This window comes from Kutzneria sp. 744 (assembly GCF_000568255.1).
Classification (GTDB): domain Bacteria; phylum Actinomycetota; class Actinomycetes; order Mycobacteriales; family Pseudonocardiaceae; genus Kutzneria.
The window spans coordinates 7,707,063-7,723,420 of record NZ_KK037166.1; the positions used below are offsets into that span (position 1 = coordinate 7,707,063).

Below are 16,358 nucleotides of genomic sequence, written 5' to 3' on the forward strand. Positions count from 1 at the left end.
GTGGTGCTGATCGGGCAGGACCGCGACGTGATCGCGGCCGCGCTGGCGCGACACGCGCCGGATGTCCCGGTCACCCAGGTGGCCTCGGGAGACGATGACGCCATGACCAGAGCGGTTGACCTGGCCGGCGCTATCGCACATCCGGGTGATGTCGTGCTGTTGGCGCCGGCGGCGGCGTCCATGGACATGTTCACCGACTACGGGCATCGGGGGCGGGCATTCGCCGAGGCGGTGCTGAACCGTCTCGGGCTGCCGACATGACCGCGTCCGTGGAACGGCCGGCCCGCTCGTCCCGCCGCAAGGCCAAGGGCGGCCTGCTGGCCGGCGTGCGGCAGGGCCTGACCGCGTGGCTGAGCCGTCCGCTGGCGTCGTTCCACCTGCTGCTGGCCGTGTTCGGCCTGCTGGCGGTGATCGGCCTGGTGATGGTGCTGTCCGCGTCGGCGGTGCAGGACGCGCAGAAGACCACGCTGTCCAGCTTCGGCAAGCCGATGCTGCTGGACTCGTTGGGCCTGATCGGGTTCTACCTCGGGCTGCGCGTCCCGCTTCGCTGGCTGCGCCAGTTCAGCCCCACCCTGCTGCTGATCGCCGGCGGCCTGCTGGCGTTGGTGCTGACGCCGCTGGGCTCCGGCGCCAACGGCCGTGACCACTCCTGGTTCACGCTGGGCTCGCTGTCGTTCCAGCCGGTCGAGCTGGCCAAGGTGGCGCTGGCGCTGTGGGGGGCGCACGTGCTCGTCACCAAGCGCGCGCTGCTGAGCCAGTACCGGCACCTGCTGGTGCCGCTGGTGCCGGTGTCCATGGTGCTGTTCGCGCTGATCATGTTGCAGCCCGACCTGGGCAGCACCGTGAGCCTGGGCATCGTGCTGCTGGCCCTGCTCTGGTACGTCGGCGCGCCGGCCCGGCTGTTCGCGGTCGTGCTGACCAGCGCCACCGCCGCGGTGATCGTGTCCTCGATCGGCAGCGGCTACCGCAGCGACCGCCTGACCGTGTTCCTCAACCCCGGCTCGGACCCGCTCGGCGCCGGCCAGCAGCCGCTGCAGGCGCTGTACGCGCTGGCCGACGGCGGCCTGTTCGGCCGCGGCCTCGGGCAGGGCGCGGCCAAGTTCGACTACCTGTCCAACGTGCAGAACGACTTCATCTTCGCCCTCATCGGCGAGGAGCTCGGCTTCATCGGCGCGATCGTGGTGCTCGGGCTGTTCGCCATGCTCGCCGTCGTCGGCCTGCGCATCGCCGCCCGCAACACCGACCCGTGGATCCGGCTGGTGGCCGCCGCGCTGACCGCCTGGGTCGTCGGCCAGGCCGCCATCAACGTCGGCTACGTCATCGGGTTGCTTTCCGGTTCACGGGGCATCACACTGCCGCTCATCTGGGCGGGGCGGCACGTCAATCGTGAATAACCATGATGGCGTTCGGAGATCCTCGCCAACTGCGCCCGCAAAGAGCCGGACGCGGTGGCAGCAAAAAAACTAAACACGGCCCCGGCCGGGTCGGCGGCCTGCTGCGCCTGCCGGCGCCCGAGCCGTACCGGCCGCCGGCCCAAAACAAACCGGTGCGACCATCGACACCGCCGCGCGGAGCCGCGCGCACCGGTGGCAGCCGGGCCGCCGCGCCCTCGCCCGAGGAGCGGCGACGGGTGCACCGCTCTGCGCCGCCGACCGAGTACCGGCGACGGAGCGCCTGGCACTCCGGACACGGACGTTCGACAGAAGGAGGACGGCGTTGACCGCCCCAGACCGGATGGGCCCCTGCGTTGTCGTCGCGGGCGGCGGCACCGCCGGACACATCGAGCCGGCGCTGGCGCTGGCCGACGCCGTGATGCGGGCCCGGCCCGACGCCCGGGTGGTCGCGCTGGGCACCGCGCGCGGCCTGGAGAGCAAGATCGTGCCGGCCCGCGGCTACCCGCTGGAGATGATCCCGCCGGTGCCGATGCCCCGTAAGCCCTCGCCCGACCTGCTCAAGATGCCGCTCAAGGTCCGGGACGCGATCAAGCAGACCCGGGCCGTGCTGGACCGGGTCGGCGCGGACGTGGTGGTCGGCTTCGGCGGCTACGTGTCGCTGCCGGCCTACCTGGCCGCCCGCGGCAAGGTGCCGATCGTCGTGCACGAGGCCAACGCCCGCGCGGGCCTGGCCAACAAGGTGGGCGCGAAATTCGCCGCCAAGGTCGCCGCCGCGGTGCCCGGGTCCGGGCTGCCGGACGCGCAGGTGATCGGCATCCCGCTGCGCTACTCGATAAAAAAAAATGGACCGCGCGGCGCTGCGCGCGCAGGCCCGCCAGTACTTCGGCCTGCACCCGACGGCCCCGGTGCTGTTCGTGTCCGGTGGCTCGCAGGGCGCCCAAAAAGCTGAACAACGCCGTGTCCAACGCCGCCGCCGCGTTCGCCCGCGCCGGCGTTAGCGTGCTACACGCCCACGGCCCCAAGAACTCGCTCGTGGTGCAGCAGGTGCCGGGCGCGCCGCCGTACGTGGCGGTGCCGTACGTGGAGCGGATGGACCTCGCCTACGCGGCGGCCGATCTGATGCTGTGCCGTTCCGGCGCGATGACCGTGGCCGAGGTGTCCGCGGTCGGCCTGCCGGCGGTGTTCGTGCCGCTGCCGCACGGCAACGGCGAGCAGTCGCTCAACGCGCTGCCGATCGTGGAGGCCGGCGGCGGCCTGCTCATCCCGGACGAGGAGCTCACGCCCGAGCGGGTCGTGGAGGAAGTGCTGCCGCTGGCGGGCGACCGCACGCGGTTGGCCGTGATGAGCAACGCCGCCCGCTCCGGCGGTCACCGCGTCGCCGCGGACGTGTTGGCGCAGATGGTTCTCTCGGTGGTGAACAAGTGATCCCTCCCATCCACTTCGTCGGCATCGGTGGCGCCGGCATGAGCGGCATCGCCCGCATCCTGCTGGCCCGCGGCGTCGAGGTGTCCGGCTCGGACGCCAAGGACTCGCGCACGGTGCTCGCGCTGCGGGCCCAGGGCGCGCGTATCGAGCTGGGGCACGCGGCGTCGCACCTCGGCAACGCGCAGACGCTCGTGATCTCCACCGCCATCAAGCAGGACAACCCGGAGCTGGTCGAGGCCAAGGCGCGCGGCATCACCGTGCTGCATCGGTCGCAGGCGCTGGCGTCGCTGATGGTTGGTCGCCGTGCGGCGTGCATCGCCGGCACGCACGGCAAGACGTCCACGACGTCCATGCTCACGGTGGCGTTGCAGCACTGCGGCGTCGACCCGTCCTTCGCCATCGGTGGCGACCTCAACGAGTCCGGGGCCAACGCCCACCACGGCAGCGGCGACGTCTTCGTGGCCGAGGCCGACGAGAGCGACGGCTCCTTCCTGGTGTTCTCGCCGTCGGTCGCGGTCGTCACCAACGTCGAGGCCGATCACCTGGACCACCACGGCACCGTCGAGGCGTACGTGGGGGTCTTCGACTCCTTCGTGCAGCGCATCGAGCCCGACGGCGTGCTGATCGCGTGCTCCGACGACCCGGGCTCGGCGGCTTTGGCCGACCGTGCGGAGAAGCTCGGCGTGCGGGTCCGGCGCTACGGCGCCGACGGCCCCGACGCGCGGATCCTGTCGTACGAGCCGGTGGAGACCGGTGGCCTGGCCGTCGTGGAGATCGAGGGCGCGCAGGTCGAGGTCCACACCGCCGTTCCCGGCGCGCACATGGCTTCCAACGCCGTCGCCGCACTGCTGGCCGGCCTGGAACTCGGCGCTCCGTTGGAGGGGTTGCTGGCCGGGCTCGCCGCCTTCGGCGGTGTGCGGCGGCGGTTCGAGTTCAAGGGCGTCGTCAGCGGCGTCCGCCTCTACGACGACTACGCGCATCACCCCACCGAGGTCGCCGCCGCTCTCAAGGCCGCCCGGCCGGTGGCCGGCGACGGTCGGCTGCTGGTGATCTTCCAGCCGCACCTGTACTCGCGGACCCGGGAGTTCTCCACCCAGTTCGGCGAGGCCCTCGGCCTGGCCGACGAGGTTGTGGTGCTGGACGTCTACGGCGCTCGCGAGGACCCCATGCCCGGCGTGACCGGGGTTCTGGTCGCCGACGCCGTGAGCCTGCCCGAGGGGGCGGTGCACTACGAGCCGTCGTTCGACCGGATTCCGGCGCTGATCGCCGGTGTCGTCAAGCCCGGGGACCTGGTGCTGACCATGGGCGCCGGCGACGTGACCATGCTCGGTCCCGAGATCCTCGCGGCCCTATGAGCGAAGAGGACCCGACCCGCCGCCGCCCCGACCCCGGGGCGGGCTCCGACGTGCCCGCCTCCGGCGCTTCCGGCTCCGGCCGGCCGGAGCCGGGCCGCTCGGGCTCGGGGCAGGCTGGTTCTGGGGACGCCCGCTCGGATCGTGGCGGCGCTGATCGTGGCGGCGCTGATCGGTCGGGTTCCTCGCGAGCGGGCGCCGACCCGCGGTCCGACTCCGCTCGGACCGGTTCGCGGGACTCGCGTGCGGACCGGTCTCGCTCGGGCCGGGTCGGCTCCGGCGGCGCCCGCCCCGGCCGGGGCGGTTCCACCCGCTCCTCCTCCGAGCGTTCCAGCGGCGAGCGTGTCGTCTCCGACCGGGCCCGGCGCACCACCCGCACCCGTTCTCGCCGTCGCGACCCCCGCCGCGGCAAGATCATCCGCCGCCGCATCGTCGCCCTCGTGGTCGTGTTCGGCACGCTCGGGCTGCTGTACGGCGTCTACTTCACGCCGCTGCTCGGCGTGCGGTCCGTGGAGGTGCTGGGCACCAAGGACCTCACCAAGCCCCAGGTCCTCGACGCCGCCGCCGTGCCGTCGGGCAATCCCATGCTGACCATCGACCTGGCCGCCATCCGCGACCGGGTCGCCGCCCTCAACCGGGTCGCCTCCGTCAACGTCTCCCGGTCCTGGCCCGCCACCGTCCGCATCGACGTCGCCGAGCGCGTCGCCGTCGGCGTGATCAAGACTCCCGGCGGCGCGCACCTGATCGACCACACCGCCAAGGACTTCGCCACCGTCCCCTCGGCCCCCGCCGGCCTGCCCGAGCTGCAGCTGACCAGCTCCGCCATCACCGACCCGACCGCCGTCGCCGTCGTCCAGGTGCTCATGGCCGTGCCCGAGAAGATCCGCGCCGAGGTCCTGTCCGTGTCCGCCAAGTCCCCCAACTCGGTCGTCCTGGCGCTGTCCGCCGGCCGCCAGGTCCGCTGGGGCGGCACCGCCGACTCCCCCCGCAAGGCCGCCGTCCTCGCCGCCCTGATGTCCCAGCCCGGCAAGGTCTACGACGTCTCCAGCCCCCAGCTGGCCACCATCTCCAACCCGTAGACCCCGGCGCGTGGCAAGGCGGAAACGCCCGCCGCCCAACCCCACCGCGCCCCCAGCAACGCGAGTCCCGCTCTCGGGCGGGAGAGTTCTGTCCTCGGGCCCACCCACCCGACGCGACCACGCTGGAAAATGCCCGAGGGCGGAACTCGCCCTGGCGCCCGAGAACGTGACTCGCGGGGGTCTGCCTAGAAGCGCATTTCGGTGTGACGCTAAGCGTGACTCGCCGGGGTCCACCCGGTCTTCAGCCCCGCGCCCGACAGCGGCACCACAACCTCACCCCACGCCCCGTCCTCCGCGGCCACCGCCGCGGCCCAGCACACCGCCGCCGTGTCCTCCACGTACCACCCGCGCCGCGCCAGCTCTTCCCGGCCGGACAGCACCTGGTCCTCCGTCACGGTCACGATCTCGTCCACCGCCGCCAGAATCTCCGCTCCCCGAGCCGGCGCCGAGATGGCGATCCCCTCGGCGATGGTGGCGGAAGCCTCCACCGGGAGCGGCTCGGCCGAACCCGCGCGCCAAGCGGCAGCCAAGGGTGCACAGTTCGCTGCCTGTACGGCCACGATGCGAGGGGCCGACGGGATCAGTCCGGCGGCGAGCAACCCTGCCACCGCTCGGGTGACTCCGAGCACCAAAGTGCCGTTCCCCACCGGCAGCACGAAGGTGTCGGGCAGCCGTCCGCCCAACTGCTCCCAGACCTCGAACGCATACGTCGCGGTGCCGAGGTGGAACACCGGGTTGTAGACGTGGCTCGCGTAGAAGGCGTCGCCCTGCTCCACGGCCGCGATGGCCGCGGCGGCGGTCGCCTCGCGGTTGCCGGGCACCAGGTTGATGACCGCGCCGTGCGCCCTGACCTGGGCGATCTTCTTCGGCGAGGTGGACTCCGGCACGAAGATCTCGGCCGGCAGACCGACCCGGGCCGAGTAGGCCGCGACGGCGGTGCCGGCGTTTCCGCTGGAGTCGGCGATCACCTTCGACGCCCCGGCAGCCAAGGCCTGCGCCACCAGCAGGACCACGCCGCGGTCCTTGAACGACAGGGTCGGGCTCGCGTACTCGACCTTGACGGAAATGCCGTCGCCGGCGGACAGCAGTGGCGTGATTCCCTCACCGAGCGTGGCCGTCTGCCACAGCTGCGCCGGCACGCCGAGGGCCTCGGCGTATCGCCAGGTCGTCAGGGGGCGACCGGCCAACTCGGCCAGCGGCACGGGCGCCGCGGGCGGCGCGGCCAGCCGCATCGGCACGCCACAGCAGCGCCACGCCGGATCGATGAACTCGAACTGTCGACCGCACTCGGGGCACATGCGCACAGGGCCAGTCACGCCTCCACCGTAGTGGCTACCCACCGTGACCGCGGCCGGGTCGGAGGTGATCTCCGTCAACGGGGCCGCCGCGCCTTGTTCCACAAGTGAGGCCCCGGTGTCCGGGAACGCGCCGGACCTCGCCCCGCGCCACACGGGTGACGGCCGCACAGACTACGCTCTGCATTGCGTGGTTCGGCTTGGATGCCGTACTCGGGGACATGCCTGAAAGAGGTGCGGCCGGTGCTCGGCCGTCGAAGACCTGGGTCCGTGTTCGGCGTGGCTGCTGGACCGTCGCACCTGTGGTGCATACCGTCCACCCCAATGTCGGGGTTGACATAACTCGAAGCCTCTGGTTGAGGTTGAGAGTTTGACCGGAGCCTGGCCGGGGGCGGCCAGGACGGGAAGGTGACCACCGCAGGACGAGAGCTCGGTACCACGATCAGGAAGGCGGATCCGATGACGCCCCCGCACAACTACCTCGCGGTGATCAAGGTCGTCGGCATCGGCGGCGGCGGCGTCAACGCCGTCAACCGCATGATCGAGGTCGGGCTCAAGGGCGTCGAGTTCATCGCGGTGAACACCGACGCGCAGGCCCTGCTGATGTCCGATGCGGACGTCAAGCTGGACATCGGCCGCGAGCTGACACGCGGCCTCGGCGCCGGGGCCAACCCCGAGGTCGGACACAAGGCCGCCGAAGACCACCGTGAGGAGATCGAGGAGGTCCTCAAGGGGGCCGACATGGTCTTCGTGACGGCCGGCGAGGGCGGCGGCACGGGCACCGGCGGTGCGCCGGTGGTCGCCTCCATCGCCCGCAAGCTCGGCGCGCTCACCATCGGCGTGGTCACGCGGCCGTTCAGCTTCGAGGGCAAGCGCCGTGCGAAGCAGGCCGACGACGGCATCACGCAGCTGCGCAACGAGTGCGACACCCTGATCGTCATTCCCAACGACCGGCTGCTCCAGCTCGGCGACGTGGGCGTGAGCCTGATGGACGCCTTCCGCTCCGCGGACGAGGTGCTGCTGTCCGGTGTCCAGGGCATCACCGACCTGATCACCACGCCCGGTCTGATCAACCTGGACTTCGCCGACGTGAAGAGCGTCATGTCCGGGGCCGGCAGCGCGCTCATGGGCATCGGCTCGGCACGGGGTGAGGGCCGGGCGGTGCAGGCCGCCCAGAAGGCGATCAACTCGCCCCTGCTGGAGGCGTCCATGGACGGCGCGCACGGCGTGCTGCTGGCCATCGCAGGCGGCTCCGACCTGGGCCTGTTCGAGATCAACGAGTCCGCGTCGCTGGTTCAGGAGGCGGCGCACCCGGACGCCAACATCATCTTCGGCACGGTCATCGACGACTCGCTCGGCGACGAGGTTCGGGTCACGGTGATCGCCGCGGGTTTTGACAGTGGCGGGCCGACGCACAAGAAGCTGGAGCCAACCGCGCTGACCTCGCCCCCGCGGTCAAGCACGGCCACTGCCGTCGCCGAGTCGGGCCAGATCAGCAACCCGGTGCCGCAGCAGCAGGTTCAGCCGTCGTCCCCGCCGCCAGTCCAGCACCACCACGCGCCGCCCGTGACACACACCCCGCAGCCGTCCAACGGCTACACCGCGGTACCGCCGGCCAACACGGGCTACCAGCCGCAGAACACCGCGGGCCAGGGCAACTCGGGCCTGCCGCCGGTCAGCCGCCCCACCCAGGGCAACGGCTACTCGACGGAGCGCCCCGGCTCGCTCCCCTCCCGCGGCGTCCCGCTGCCCGAGGACCCCGACGACGAGGTCGACGTGCCGCCCTTCATGCGGCGCTGACATCGGCGCGCGTTCCGCGCGCGACCGACCTTTTGTGCAGGGGAAGGACGCCTTAAGCCGCGTTGGAACGCGGGTAAGGCGTCCTTCCCTGCATCACGTCCGGCGCCTGGAAGAATCGCCCCATGCGTGTTCGTCGAGTCGTCACGACCAGGGCCGGTGGCCGGTCCGCAGCCCCCTACGAGTCGTTCAACCTGGGTGATCACGTCGGCGACGACCCGGTGGCGGTGCGGGCCAACCGCGACCGCCTGGCCGAGGGCGTGGGCCTGAGCGCCGACCGCCTGGTGTGGATGGAGCAGGTGCACGGCCGGACCGTCACGACGGTGGACGGCCCGCTCGACGTCCCGGCCGAGGCGACGGATGCCCTGGTCACCAACCGGCCGGGTCTGGCGCTGGTGGCGCTGGTGGCCGACTGCGTGCCGGTGCTGCTGGCCGATCCCGACAACGGCGTGATCGCCGCCGTGCACGCGGGCCGTGTGGGGGCACGGGTCGGTGTGGTGCCAGCCGCCGTGAACGCCATGGTCGAGGCCGGCGCCAAGGCCGACCGGATCGAGGTGCTGCTGGGCCCGAGCGTCTGCGGCGAGTGCTACGAGGTGCCGGCCGCGATGCGGGACGACGTCGAGGCGCGCCTGCCGGGCAGCGCCGCCAAGTCCCGCAAGGGCACGCCGGCCCTGGACCTGCGGGCCGGCCTGTGGAACCAGTTGGCCGGGCTGGGCGTGGCCAAGGTCGGCGTGGACCCGCGCTGCACGGTCGAGGACAAGACCCTGTTCAGCCACCGCCGGGACGGAAAGACCGGCCGGCTGGCCGCCGTGACCTGGATCGAGGCATGACCGAGGAGCGCCGCCGGCAGATCGCCGAGAACCTGGCGGCCGTGCGGGAGCAGATCGCCGACGCCTGCCGGGCCGCCGGGCGGTCCACCGATGAGGTGAAGCTGCTCGCCGTCACCAAGACCTTCCCGGCCTCCGACGCCATCCTGCTGGCCGGCCTGGGCGTCACCGACTTCGCCGAGAACCGGGACCAGGAGGCGGCTCCCAAGGCCGTCGAGGTGGCGCTGGGGCTGCCGGACACGCCCGTCCGGTGGCACATGGTGGGCCGGATGCAGCGCAACAAGGCTCGCTCGATCGTGGGCTGGGCGGACGAGGTCCAGTCCGTGGACTCGCCCAGGCTGGCCGCTGCGCTCGCGAAGGCCGTCGCGGGGGCCCGGACCAGGGGGACCCGCTCGGAGCCGCTCAGCGTGCTGATCCAGGCCAGCCTGGACGGTGACACCGAACGCGGTGGCGTTGCGCTGTCCGGACTCATGGAGCTGGCCGACGAGATAGGCCGATCGAGTGAACTGATCTTGCGCGGTGTGATGGGAGTCGCACCATTGTCGGTGGATCCAGCGGCGGCCTTCGAACTCCTGTCCAAGGCAGCAGCGAGGGTTCGGGCCGATCATCCGACGGCTGTCGAGCTCTCCGCCGGCATGACGGGCGATCTAGCTGCGGCTATCGGACAGGGATCCACGTGCGTGCGTGTCGGAACGGGCCTGTTGGGGTACAGAGGTCTAGCCTCGCCGTAGGCGGCGGGGAACCAGGGCGCGTCGCCGCGCGTCCAGGTCGTCGGGGAGTCGCGGAGGAAGGGCTGGCATGAGTGCGCTTCAGAAGCTGAAGGCCTACTTCGGGATGGTGCCGGCCGAAGACCTCGACGGCTACGACGAGGACGGCCGCTACGTCGCCGACTACCGGGACGACTACGACGACCGCAACCGCGATGATCGTTCCGCCGTCGGAGCCGACTACGATCGCTACCCGAGCGGTCGGCGACGCTCGTCCGACAGCGTGCTGTCGGCCCGCTCGTCCTACCGCGCCGATTACGACGAGGACGGCTACGAGCTGCCCGAGGACCGGCCCCGTGGCCGCCGCAGCTGGGCGACCGAGGCGCCGACCCACGGCGCGCTCGCGGTCGAGCCCAAGCACGAGCCGGTCACGCGACTGCGACCGGCCCAGGATCCGGTGGCACACCCCTTGGCCAAGATCATCACCCTGCATCCGCGCAGCTACACCGAGGCGCGGACCATCGGCGAGCACTACCGGGACGGCACGCCGGTGATCATCAACCTGACCGACATGGACAACGCGGACGCCAAGCGGCTCGTCGACTTCGCGGCCGGGCTGGCCTTCGCCCTGCGGGGCAGCATGGACAAGGTCACCAACAAGGTGTTCCTTCTCTCACCGCCGAACACCGACGTCACCGCCGAGGACCGCAGGAGGCTCGCGGAGGGTGGCTTCCTCCCCAAGTCATGACGGATGGCACAGTGGTGGCGTGCAACCGGTCTTCGTGGTCGTCTACTACGTGCTGTTCTTCTTCTGGCTGCTGCTCTCGGCACGCCTGGTCGTGGAGTACGTCCGGGCGTTCTCCCGGGAGTGGCGGCCAGCCGGTGGGGTTGCGGTCACGCTGGAGACCATCTACACAGTGACAGACCCCCCGGTCCGGTTGGCCCGTCGCGTGATACCGATGGTACGAATCGGGGGCGTCGGGCTGGACCTATCGATTATGGTCGTGTTCCTGGTTGTGTACATACTGATGCAACTGAGCCTGCAACTGACGCATACATACTGATGCGGCTGTCGCAGCCCGGGTGACGGGGATCCCGGCGCTGCTGCGGTCGTGACTGCCGTGAGGTGATCTGATGCCGTTGACCCCCGCTGACGTGCACAACGTCGCGTTCAGCAAGCCTCCTATCGGGAAGCGGGGCTACAACGAGGACGAGGTTGACGCCTTCCTCGACCTGGTTGAGGGCGAGCTGGCCCGTCTGATCGAGGAGAACTCCGACCTGCGCGCCCAGGTCGAGCAGCTGGACTCCCAGCTGGAGGCCGCGCGCGCCGACCTGGACGACGCTCGGAGCAAGGTGGGCTCCGGCCCGATGCCGGGCCGCGAGGAACCCCGTCGCCTCGCTTCCGTCCCGCCGCCGTCGGTGATGGAGCAGACCACGCCCGGTGGCGACCACCACGTGCAGGCGGCCAAGGTCCTGGGTCTCGCCCAGGAGATGGCCGACCGGCTCACCGGTGAGGCCAAGGGCGAGGCGGACTCGATGCTGGCCGAGGCCCGCACCAAGTCCGAGCAGCTGCTCTCCGAGGCGCGGGCGAAGGCCGACACCATGGTCAACGAGGCGCGCACGCGTGCCGAGACCATGCTCAACGACGCCAGGACCCGGTCCGAGACCCTGGAGCGCAACGCCAGGGAGAAGGCCGCGGCGCTGGACCGCGACGCGCAGCGCAAGCACGCCGAGGTGATGGGCAACATCACCCAGGAGAAGAACGCGCTGGAGAAGAAGATCGACATGCTCCGCACCATGGAGCGTGAGTACCGGACCCGCCTCAAGAGCCTGCTCGAGTCGCAGCTGGCCGAACTCAACGACCGCACCTCGGCCGCCCCCAGCGAGGGACGCCAGAGCGGTGGTTACACGTTCGGCGCCCGCGCCGAAGCCGGCTGATCGCTGCGGCAGGGGACGTGTGCTCGCCCAGTGCTCGATTTTCTGGGCAGCTCGCCCCAGGTCGCGCGATCGTGCCTTGTGGGGGCCGAGCCCCCACACCCCACGCCGGGGGCAAGCCCCCGGACCCCCGGTCTGAGCCGTGACGGCGAGGATCGGGGAAAGACGGCAGGCCCGCTGGCTGGGTCTGTCCGCGATGGCACGCGCCACCGAATCAGCACGCGTCATTGCGCCGTGGACAGCGGCGGGTTGACGTAGGGTCGCTGCGTGTCGTCGAATAACACAGCGTCGTCCGGCGGTTCCGGAAGGTCTTCCGGGCTGCTGTACGTCGTGCTGCTGTGCGTGCTGGCCGCGTTCGCGCTGCTGGTGGTCGCCCTCGTGTCCACCCTGACCCTGTGGGCGTGGGGCTCCGTCGCGCTCAGCATCGTCGGCGCCGTGGTGCTGCTGGTTGACTGGCAGCGCCGCCGGCGCGTCGACGCGCGCCCGTCTACGGGTGGGGTGGCTGTCGCCGGGAAGACCGTCGACGGCGGTGACGACGATGATGCGGACCCCCAGGAAGACGAGGGTGGACCGGGTGATTCGCAGGCTACAGGTGATCTTGAAGGCGTTGCCACTTTTGTGTGTCCGGATCGGCACGAATCGTGATGATCAGCAAGAACCGGCCGAGGAGGACACCGACGCGGCCGACGCGCTGGTCGTCTCCGAGCTGACCGACGAGGTGCTCGTGCTCGACGAGCGCCCCCGCTACCACCTCGCCGCCTGCGACTGGGTCGGCGAGCGCCCGACCATCCCGCTGCCGGTCAACGAGGCCCGGCAACTGGGCTTCACCCCCTGCGCCGTGTGCGCCCCCGACGCCACCCTCGCCGCCGCCACCCGCCACCCGTGATGCCACATGCGCTTCCTATGTGGCATCAGAGCGCAAGTGGGAAGCGCATGTGGCACTGGCCGGGAAGCGATTTGGCAGCCCGCGTTACCCTTGACACAGCACAGGCGTTGATCCGGCCATCACCGGGGAGCCTCCGGAAGAACGGGCGCGAGCCTCAGTAGAACCGGACGGGTGGGCCCGTCACAGCCCGCAAACGAGTGGCCGCCTCGGCGGCAATCGGGGTGGTACCGCGGTGCGCCGGAAGGTGTGTCGTCCCCGTCAGGACTGACGACGGGACCGCGAGGAGCAGCACCGATGGCCTATCCACTCGAATCGTTCACCGAGGGCGGCGTGCCCGCGCAACCCTCGTTCCCCAAGCTGGAGACCGCGGTCCTCGACTACTGGGGCAAAGACCGCACCTTCCAGGCCAGTGTGGACGGTCGCCCGGCCGGCGAGAACGGCAGCAACGAGTACGTCTTCTACGACGGCCCGCCCTTCGCCAACGGCCTGCCGCACTACGGCCACCTGCTGACCGGCTACGCCAAGGACGTCGTCCCGCGCTACCACGCCATGCGCGGCAAGCACGTCGAGCGCCGCTTCGGCTGGGACTGTCACGGCCTGCCGGCCGAGGTCCGGGCCGAGAAGGAGCTGGGCATCTCCTCCAAGGCGGAGATCGAGGCGCTGGGCGTCGACAAGTTCAACGACGCGTGCCGCACCTCCGTGCTGCGCTACACCGACGAGTGGCGCGACTACGTCACCCGCCAGGCCCGCTGGGTCGACTTCGACAACGACTACAAGACGCTCGACCTCGACTACATGGAAAGCGTCATGTGGGCGTTCAAGACCTTGTGGGACAAGGGTCTTGTCTACGAGGGCTTCCGCGTCCTGTGGTACTGCTGGCGCTGCGAGACGCCGCTGTCCAACTCCGAGACGAAGATGGACGACACCTACCGCGACCGGCAGGACCCGGCCGTCACGGTGGGCATGCGCCTCGACTCCGGTGAACTGGCGCTGATCTGGACCACCACGCCGTGGACGCTGCCGTCCAACCTGGCCATCGCCGTGCACCCGGATGTCGACTACGTGTCGGTCGAGGCCAATGGCGAGAAGTACGTGCTGGCCGAGGCCCGCCTGAGCGCATACGCCCGCGAGCTGGGCGAGGAGCCGACGGTGCTGGCCCGCTTCAAGGGCACCGAGCTGCTGGGCCGCCGCTACACGCCGGTGTTCGACTTCTTCGCCGGGCGGCGCAACGCGCACCAGGTCCTGCCGGCCGACTACGTCACCACCGAGGACGGCACCGGGCTCGTGCACATCGCGCCGGCCTTCGGTGAGGAGGACAAGGTCGTCACCGACGCCGCGGACATCGAGCCCGTGGTGCCGGTGGACGCGCGCGGCCGGTTCACCGCCGACGTGCCGCCGTACGCCGACGTGCAGGTGTTCGAGGCCAGCAAGCAGATCATCAAGGACCTGCGCGAGCGGGGCGTGCTGCTGCGGCACGAGACGTACAACCACTCCTACCCGCACTGCTGGCGCTGCGACACGCCGCTGATCCAGCGGGCGGTGTCGTCCTGGTTCGTCGCGGTGACCAAGTTCCGCGACCGCATGGTCGAGCTCAACCAGGGCATCAACTGGGTGCCCGACCACGTCCGCGACGGCCAGATGGGCAAGTGGCTGGCAGGAGCCCGCGACTGGAACATCTCCCGCAACCGGTTCTGGGGCTCGCCGATCCCGGTGTGGATGTCCGACGACCCGGCCTACCCGCGGACCGACGTCTACGGCTCGCTGGACGAGCTGGAGCGGGACTTCGGCGTGCGCCCGAACGACCTGCACCGCCCGGTCATCGACGAGCTGACCCGGCCCAACCCGGACGACCCGACCGGCAAGTCCACCATGCGTCGGGTGCCCGAGGTGCTGGACTGCTGGTTCGAGTCCGGCTCGATGCCGTTCGCCCAGGTCCACTACCCGTTCGACAGCTCCAATACGGGACACCCGCACCCGGGACCAGACTGGTTCGAGCACCACTACCCCGGCGACTTCATCGTCGAGTACAGCGCGCAGACCCGCGGCTGGTTCTACAACATGCACGTGCTGGCCACGGCCCTGTTCGACCGGCCGGCGTTCCGCAACTGCATCGCGCACGGCATCGTGCTCGGCGACGACGGCCAGAAGATGTCCAAGTCGCTCAACAACTATCCGGACGTCAACGAGGTGTTCGAGCGCGACGGCTCGGACGCCATGCGCTGGTTCCTGATGTCCAGCCCCATCCTGCGCGGCGGCAACCTGGTCGTCACCGAACGCGGCATCCGCGACTCGGTGCGCCAGGCCGTGCTGCCGCTGTGGAACTCCTGGTACTTCCTCGCGCTGTACGCCAACGCGGCCGGCGTGCAGGGCGCCTGGCGGGTCGACAGCGAGCACGTGCTCGACCGGTACGTGCTGGCCAAGACCCACGACCTGGTGGCCGAGGTGTCCACGGCCCTGGACGACTACGACCTGGCCGGCGCGTGCTTCGCTGTCCGGGACTTCCTCGAAGTGCTGACCAACTGGTACGTCCGCCGCTCGCGCGACCGGTTCTGGGCCGGCGAGCAGGACGCGATCGACACCCTGCACACGGTGCTGGAGCTGGTGAGCCGGGTGGCGGCGCCGCTGCTGCCGCTGACCACGGAGTCGGTGTGGCGCGGCCTGACCGGCGGCCGGTCGGTGCACCTGACCGACTTCCCCAAGGTCGACGAGGTGCCCGCCGACGCGGCCCTGGTGTCGGCGATGGACGAGGTGCGGCAGGTCTGCTCGGCGGCGCTGTCCCTGCGCAAGGCCAACAAGCTGCGGGTGCGGCTGCCGCTGGCCAAGCTCGTGGTGGCCACGCCGGACGCCGAGGCGCTGCGGCCCTTCGTCGGCCTCATCGGCGACGAGGTCAACGTGAAGTCGGTCGAGCTGACCACGGATGTGGCCGCGCACGGCCAGTTCCAGCTCACGGTCAACGCCAGGGCCTGCGGCCCGCGGCTCGGCGCGGCCGTGCAGAAGGTGATCAAGGCGGTGAAGGCCGGCGAGTGGACCGCCGCCGAGGACGGCTCGGTGTCCGCGGCCGGCATCGACCTGCTGCCCGGCGAGTACGAGCAGCGTCTGGTCGCCACCGACCCGGCCGCCACGGCGGCGCTGCCCGGCGGCTCCGGCCTGGTCGTGCTGGACACCGTGGTCACCGACGAGCTGGCGGCCGAGGGCGTCGCGCGGGACGTGGTCCGCGTGGTGCAGCAGGCCCGCCGCGACGCCGGTCTCGACGTGTCGGACCGGATCACCCTCACCATCTCGGCGGCCGACGACGTGGTGGCCGCGGTGCGCGTGCACGAAGCGTTCCTGGCCTCGGAGACCCTGGCCGACGCCTTGTACTCTCTAGCCCGTCACCCCTCCTATAAGATGGCCGGCGATCACCTGCCGGGGTCGCCACCGGCTGTTGCGGCTCGCACGGGAGTTCCGTACGCGGCCGTACGGATCCCGGTTCCATACGGTAGCGTATGGAACCGTGGCCGGGAAGCGCCGGACGAAGGACGACTGGGTCGCAGCCGCCCTCGTGATGATTGCCGAGAAGGGCGTGAGCGCCCTCGCCGTCGAACCGCTCGCGCAGCGGCTCGGCGCCACCAAGGGCAGCGCGTACTGGCACTTTCCCAGTCGCGAGGCGCTGTTACAGGCG

The 16,358-nt window shown here is 71.0% G+C and carries 11 protein-coding genes and 5 pseudogenes; 15 read left to right on the forward strand and 1 reads right to left on the reverse strand.

Features of this window, described 5'->3' with window-relative positions:
* From murD to KUTG_RS35495, 5 genes and pseudogenes are all read left to right on the forward strand, one after another.
* Positions 1-261: pseudogene (murD, locus tag KUTG_RS64270) on the forward strand (UDP-N-acetylmuramoyl-L-alanine--D-glutamate ligase); the annotation flags it as partial.
* Positions 258-1,720: pseudogene (locus KUTG_RS35480) on the forward strand (FtsW/RodA/SpoVE family cell cycle protein). The pseudogenes murD and KUTG_RS35480, both read left to right, overlap by 4 nt.
* 14 nt (positions 1,721-1,734) lie before the next feature.
* Positions 1,735-2,819, forward strand: a pseudogene (gene murG / locus KUTG_RS35485) (undecaprenyldiphospho-muramoylpentapeptide beta-N-acetylglucosaminyltransferase).
* On the forward strand, positions 2,816-4,174 hold the full coding sequence (gene murC / locus KUTG_RS35490) for a UDP-N-acetylmuramate--L-alanine ligase (RefSeq protein WP_043723081.1): 1,359 nt from the start codon (positions 2,816-2,818) through the stop codon (positions 4,172-4,174). Before murG ends, murC begins: the two are co-directional and overlap by 4 nt.
* A complete protein-coding gene (locus tag KUTG_RS35495) occupies positions 4,171-5,250 on the forward strand; it encodes a cell division protein FtsQ/DivIB (protein ID WP_052395767.1) in 1,080 nt (359 codons plus the stop codon). Before murC ends, KUTG_RS35495 begins: the two co-directional genes overlap by 4 nt.
* Positions 5,251-5,459: 209 nt before the next feature.
* Here KUTG_RS35495 and KUTG_RS35500 read toward each other — a convergent pair whose 3' ends face one another.
* Positions 5,460-6,566 (reverse strand): pyridoxal-phosphate dependent enzyme, encoded by a 1,107-nt coding sequence (locus tag KUTG_RS35500; RefSeq protein WP_198047413.1) that lies wholly within the window; start codon positions 6,564-6,566, stop codon positions 5,460-5,462.
* 438 nt (positions 6,567-7,004) lie between these two features.
* On the opposite strand from KUTG_RS35500, the gene ftsZ reads away from it, so the two are divergent.
* The 10 genes and pseudogenes from ftsZ to KUTG_RS66560 form a co-directional block, all read left to right on the forward strand.
* Positions 7,005-8,345, forward strand: coding sequence for a cell division protein FtsZ (ftsZ, locus tag KUTG_RS35505; protein ID WP_043723083.1), 1,341 nt, complete (start codon positions 7,005-7,007; stop codon positions 8,343-8,345).
* A 122-nt stretch (positions 8,346-8,467) separates the two neighbouring features.
* On the forward strand, positions 8,468-9,172 hold the full coding sequence (gene pgeF / locus KUTG_RS35510; RefSeq protein WP_043723085.1) for a peptidoglycan editing factor PgeF: 705 nt from the start codon (positions 8,468-8,470) through the stop codon (positions 9,170-9,172).
* Positions 9,169-9,900, forward strand: a complete 732-nt coding sequence (locus tag KUTG_RS35515; RefSeq protein WP_043723086.1) for a YggS family pyridoxal phosphate-dependent enzyme — start codon at positions 9,169-9,171, stop codon at positions 9,898-9,900. Before pgeF ends, KUTG_RS35515 begins: the two co-directional genes overlap by 4 nt.
* A 67-nt stretch (positions 9,901-9,967) precedes the next feature.
* Positions 9,968-10,624: a cell division protein SepF gene (locus KUTG_RS35520; RefSeq protein ID WP_043723088.1), complete on the forward strand. Its 657-nt coding sequence runs from the start codon at positions 9,968-9,970 to the stop codon at positions 10,622-10,624.
* A 19-nt stretch (positions 10,625-10,643) separates the two neighbouring features.
* Complete coding sequence (locus tag KUTG_RS35525) at positions 10,644-10,940, forward strand: YggT family protein (protein WP_043723089.1); 297 nt, start codon at positions 10,644-10,646, stop codon at positions 10,938-10,940.
* A gap of 70 nt (positions 10,941-11,010) precedes the next feature.
* A complete protein-coding gene (locus tag KUTG_RS35530) occupies positions 11,011-11,814 on the forward strand; it encodes a DivIVA-like cell division protein Wag31 (RefSeq protein ID WP_043723091.1) in 804 nt (267 codons plus the stop codon).
* 264 nt (positions 11,815-12,078) lie between these two features.
* Complete coding sequence (locus KUTG_RS66550) at positions 12,079-12,456, forward strand: hypothetical protein (RefSeq protein ID WP_369794548.1); 378 nt, start codon at positions 12,079-12,081, stop codon at positions 12,454-12,456.
* A complete protein-coding gene (locus tag KUTG_RS66555; RefSeq protein ID WP_369794550.1) occupies positions 12,419-12,697 on the forward strand; it encodes a hypothetical protein in 279 nt (92 codons plus the stop codon). The genes KUTG_RS66550 and KUTG_RS66555 overlap by 38 nt, the downstream gene beginning before the upstream one ends.
* A 294-nt stretch (positions 12,698-12,991) precedes the next feature.
* Positions 12,992-16,054, forward strand: a pseudogene (gene ileS, locus KUTG_RS35545) (isoleucine--tRNA ligase); the annotation flags it as partial.
* 187 nt (positions 16,055-16,241) lie between these two features.
* Positions 16,242-16,301 (forward strand): annotated as a pseudogene (locus tag KUTG_RS66560) (hypothetical protein); the annotation flags it as partial.
* Positions 16,302-16,358 lie beyond the last annotated feature (57 nt).

What these genes read in the sequence shown, in the direction of transcription:
- pgeF (WP_043723085.1), top strand. Translation starts at nt 8,468, where the DNA reads ATGCGTGTTCGTCGAGTCGTCACGACCAGGGCCGGTGGCCGGTCCGCA.
- KUTG_RS35495 (WP_052395767.1), top strand. Translation starts at nt 4,171, where the DNA reads ATGAGCGAAGAGGACCCGACCCGCCGCCGCCCCGACCCCGGGGCGGGC.
- KUTG_RS35530 (WP_043723091.1), top strand. Translation starts at nt 11,011, where the DNA reads ATGCCGTTGACCCCCGCTGACGTGCACAACGTCGCGTTCAGCAAGCCT.
- ftsZ (WP_043723083.1), top strand. Translation starts at nt 7,005, where the DNA reads ATGACGCCCCCGCACAACTACCTCGCGGTGATCAAGGTCGTCGGCATC.
- KUTG_RS35520 (WP_043723088.1), top strand. Translation starts at nt 9,968, where the DNA reads ATGAGTGCGCTTCAGAAGCTGAAGGCCTACTTCGGGATGGTGCCGGCC.
- KUTG_RS35515 (WP_043723086.1), top strand. Translation starts at nt 9,169, where the DNA reads ATGACCGAGGAGCGCCGCCGGCAGATCGCCGAGAACCTGGCGGCCGTG.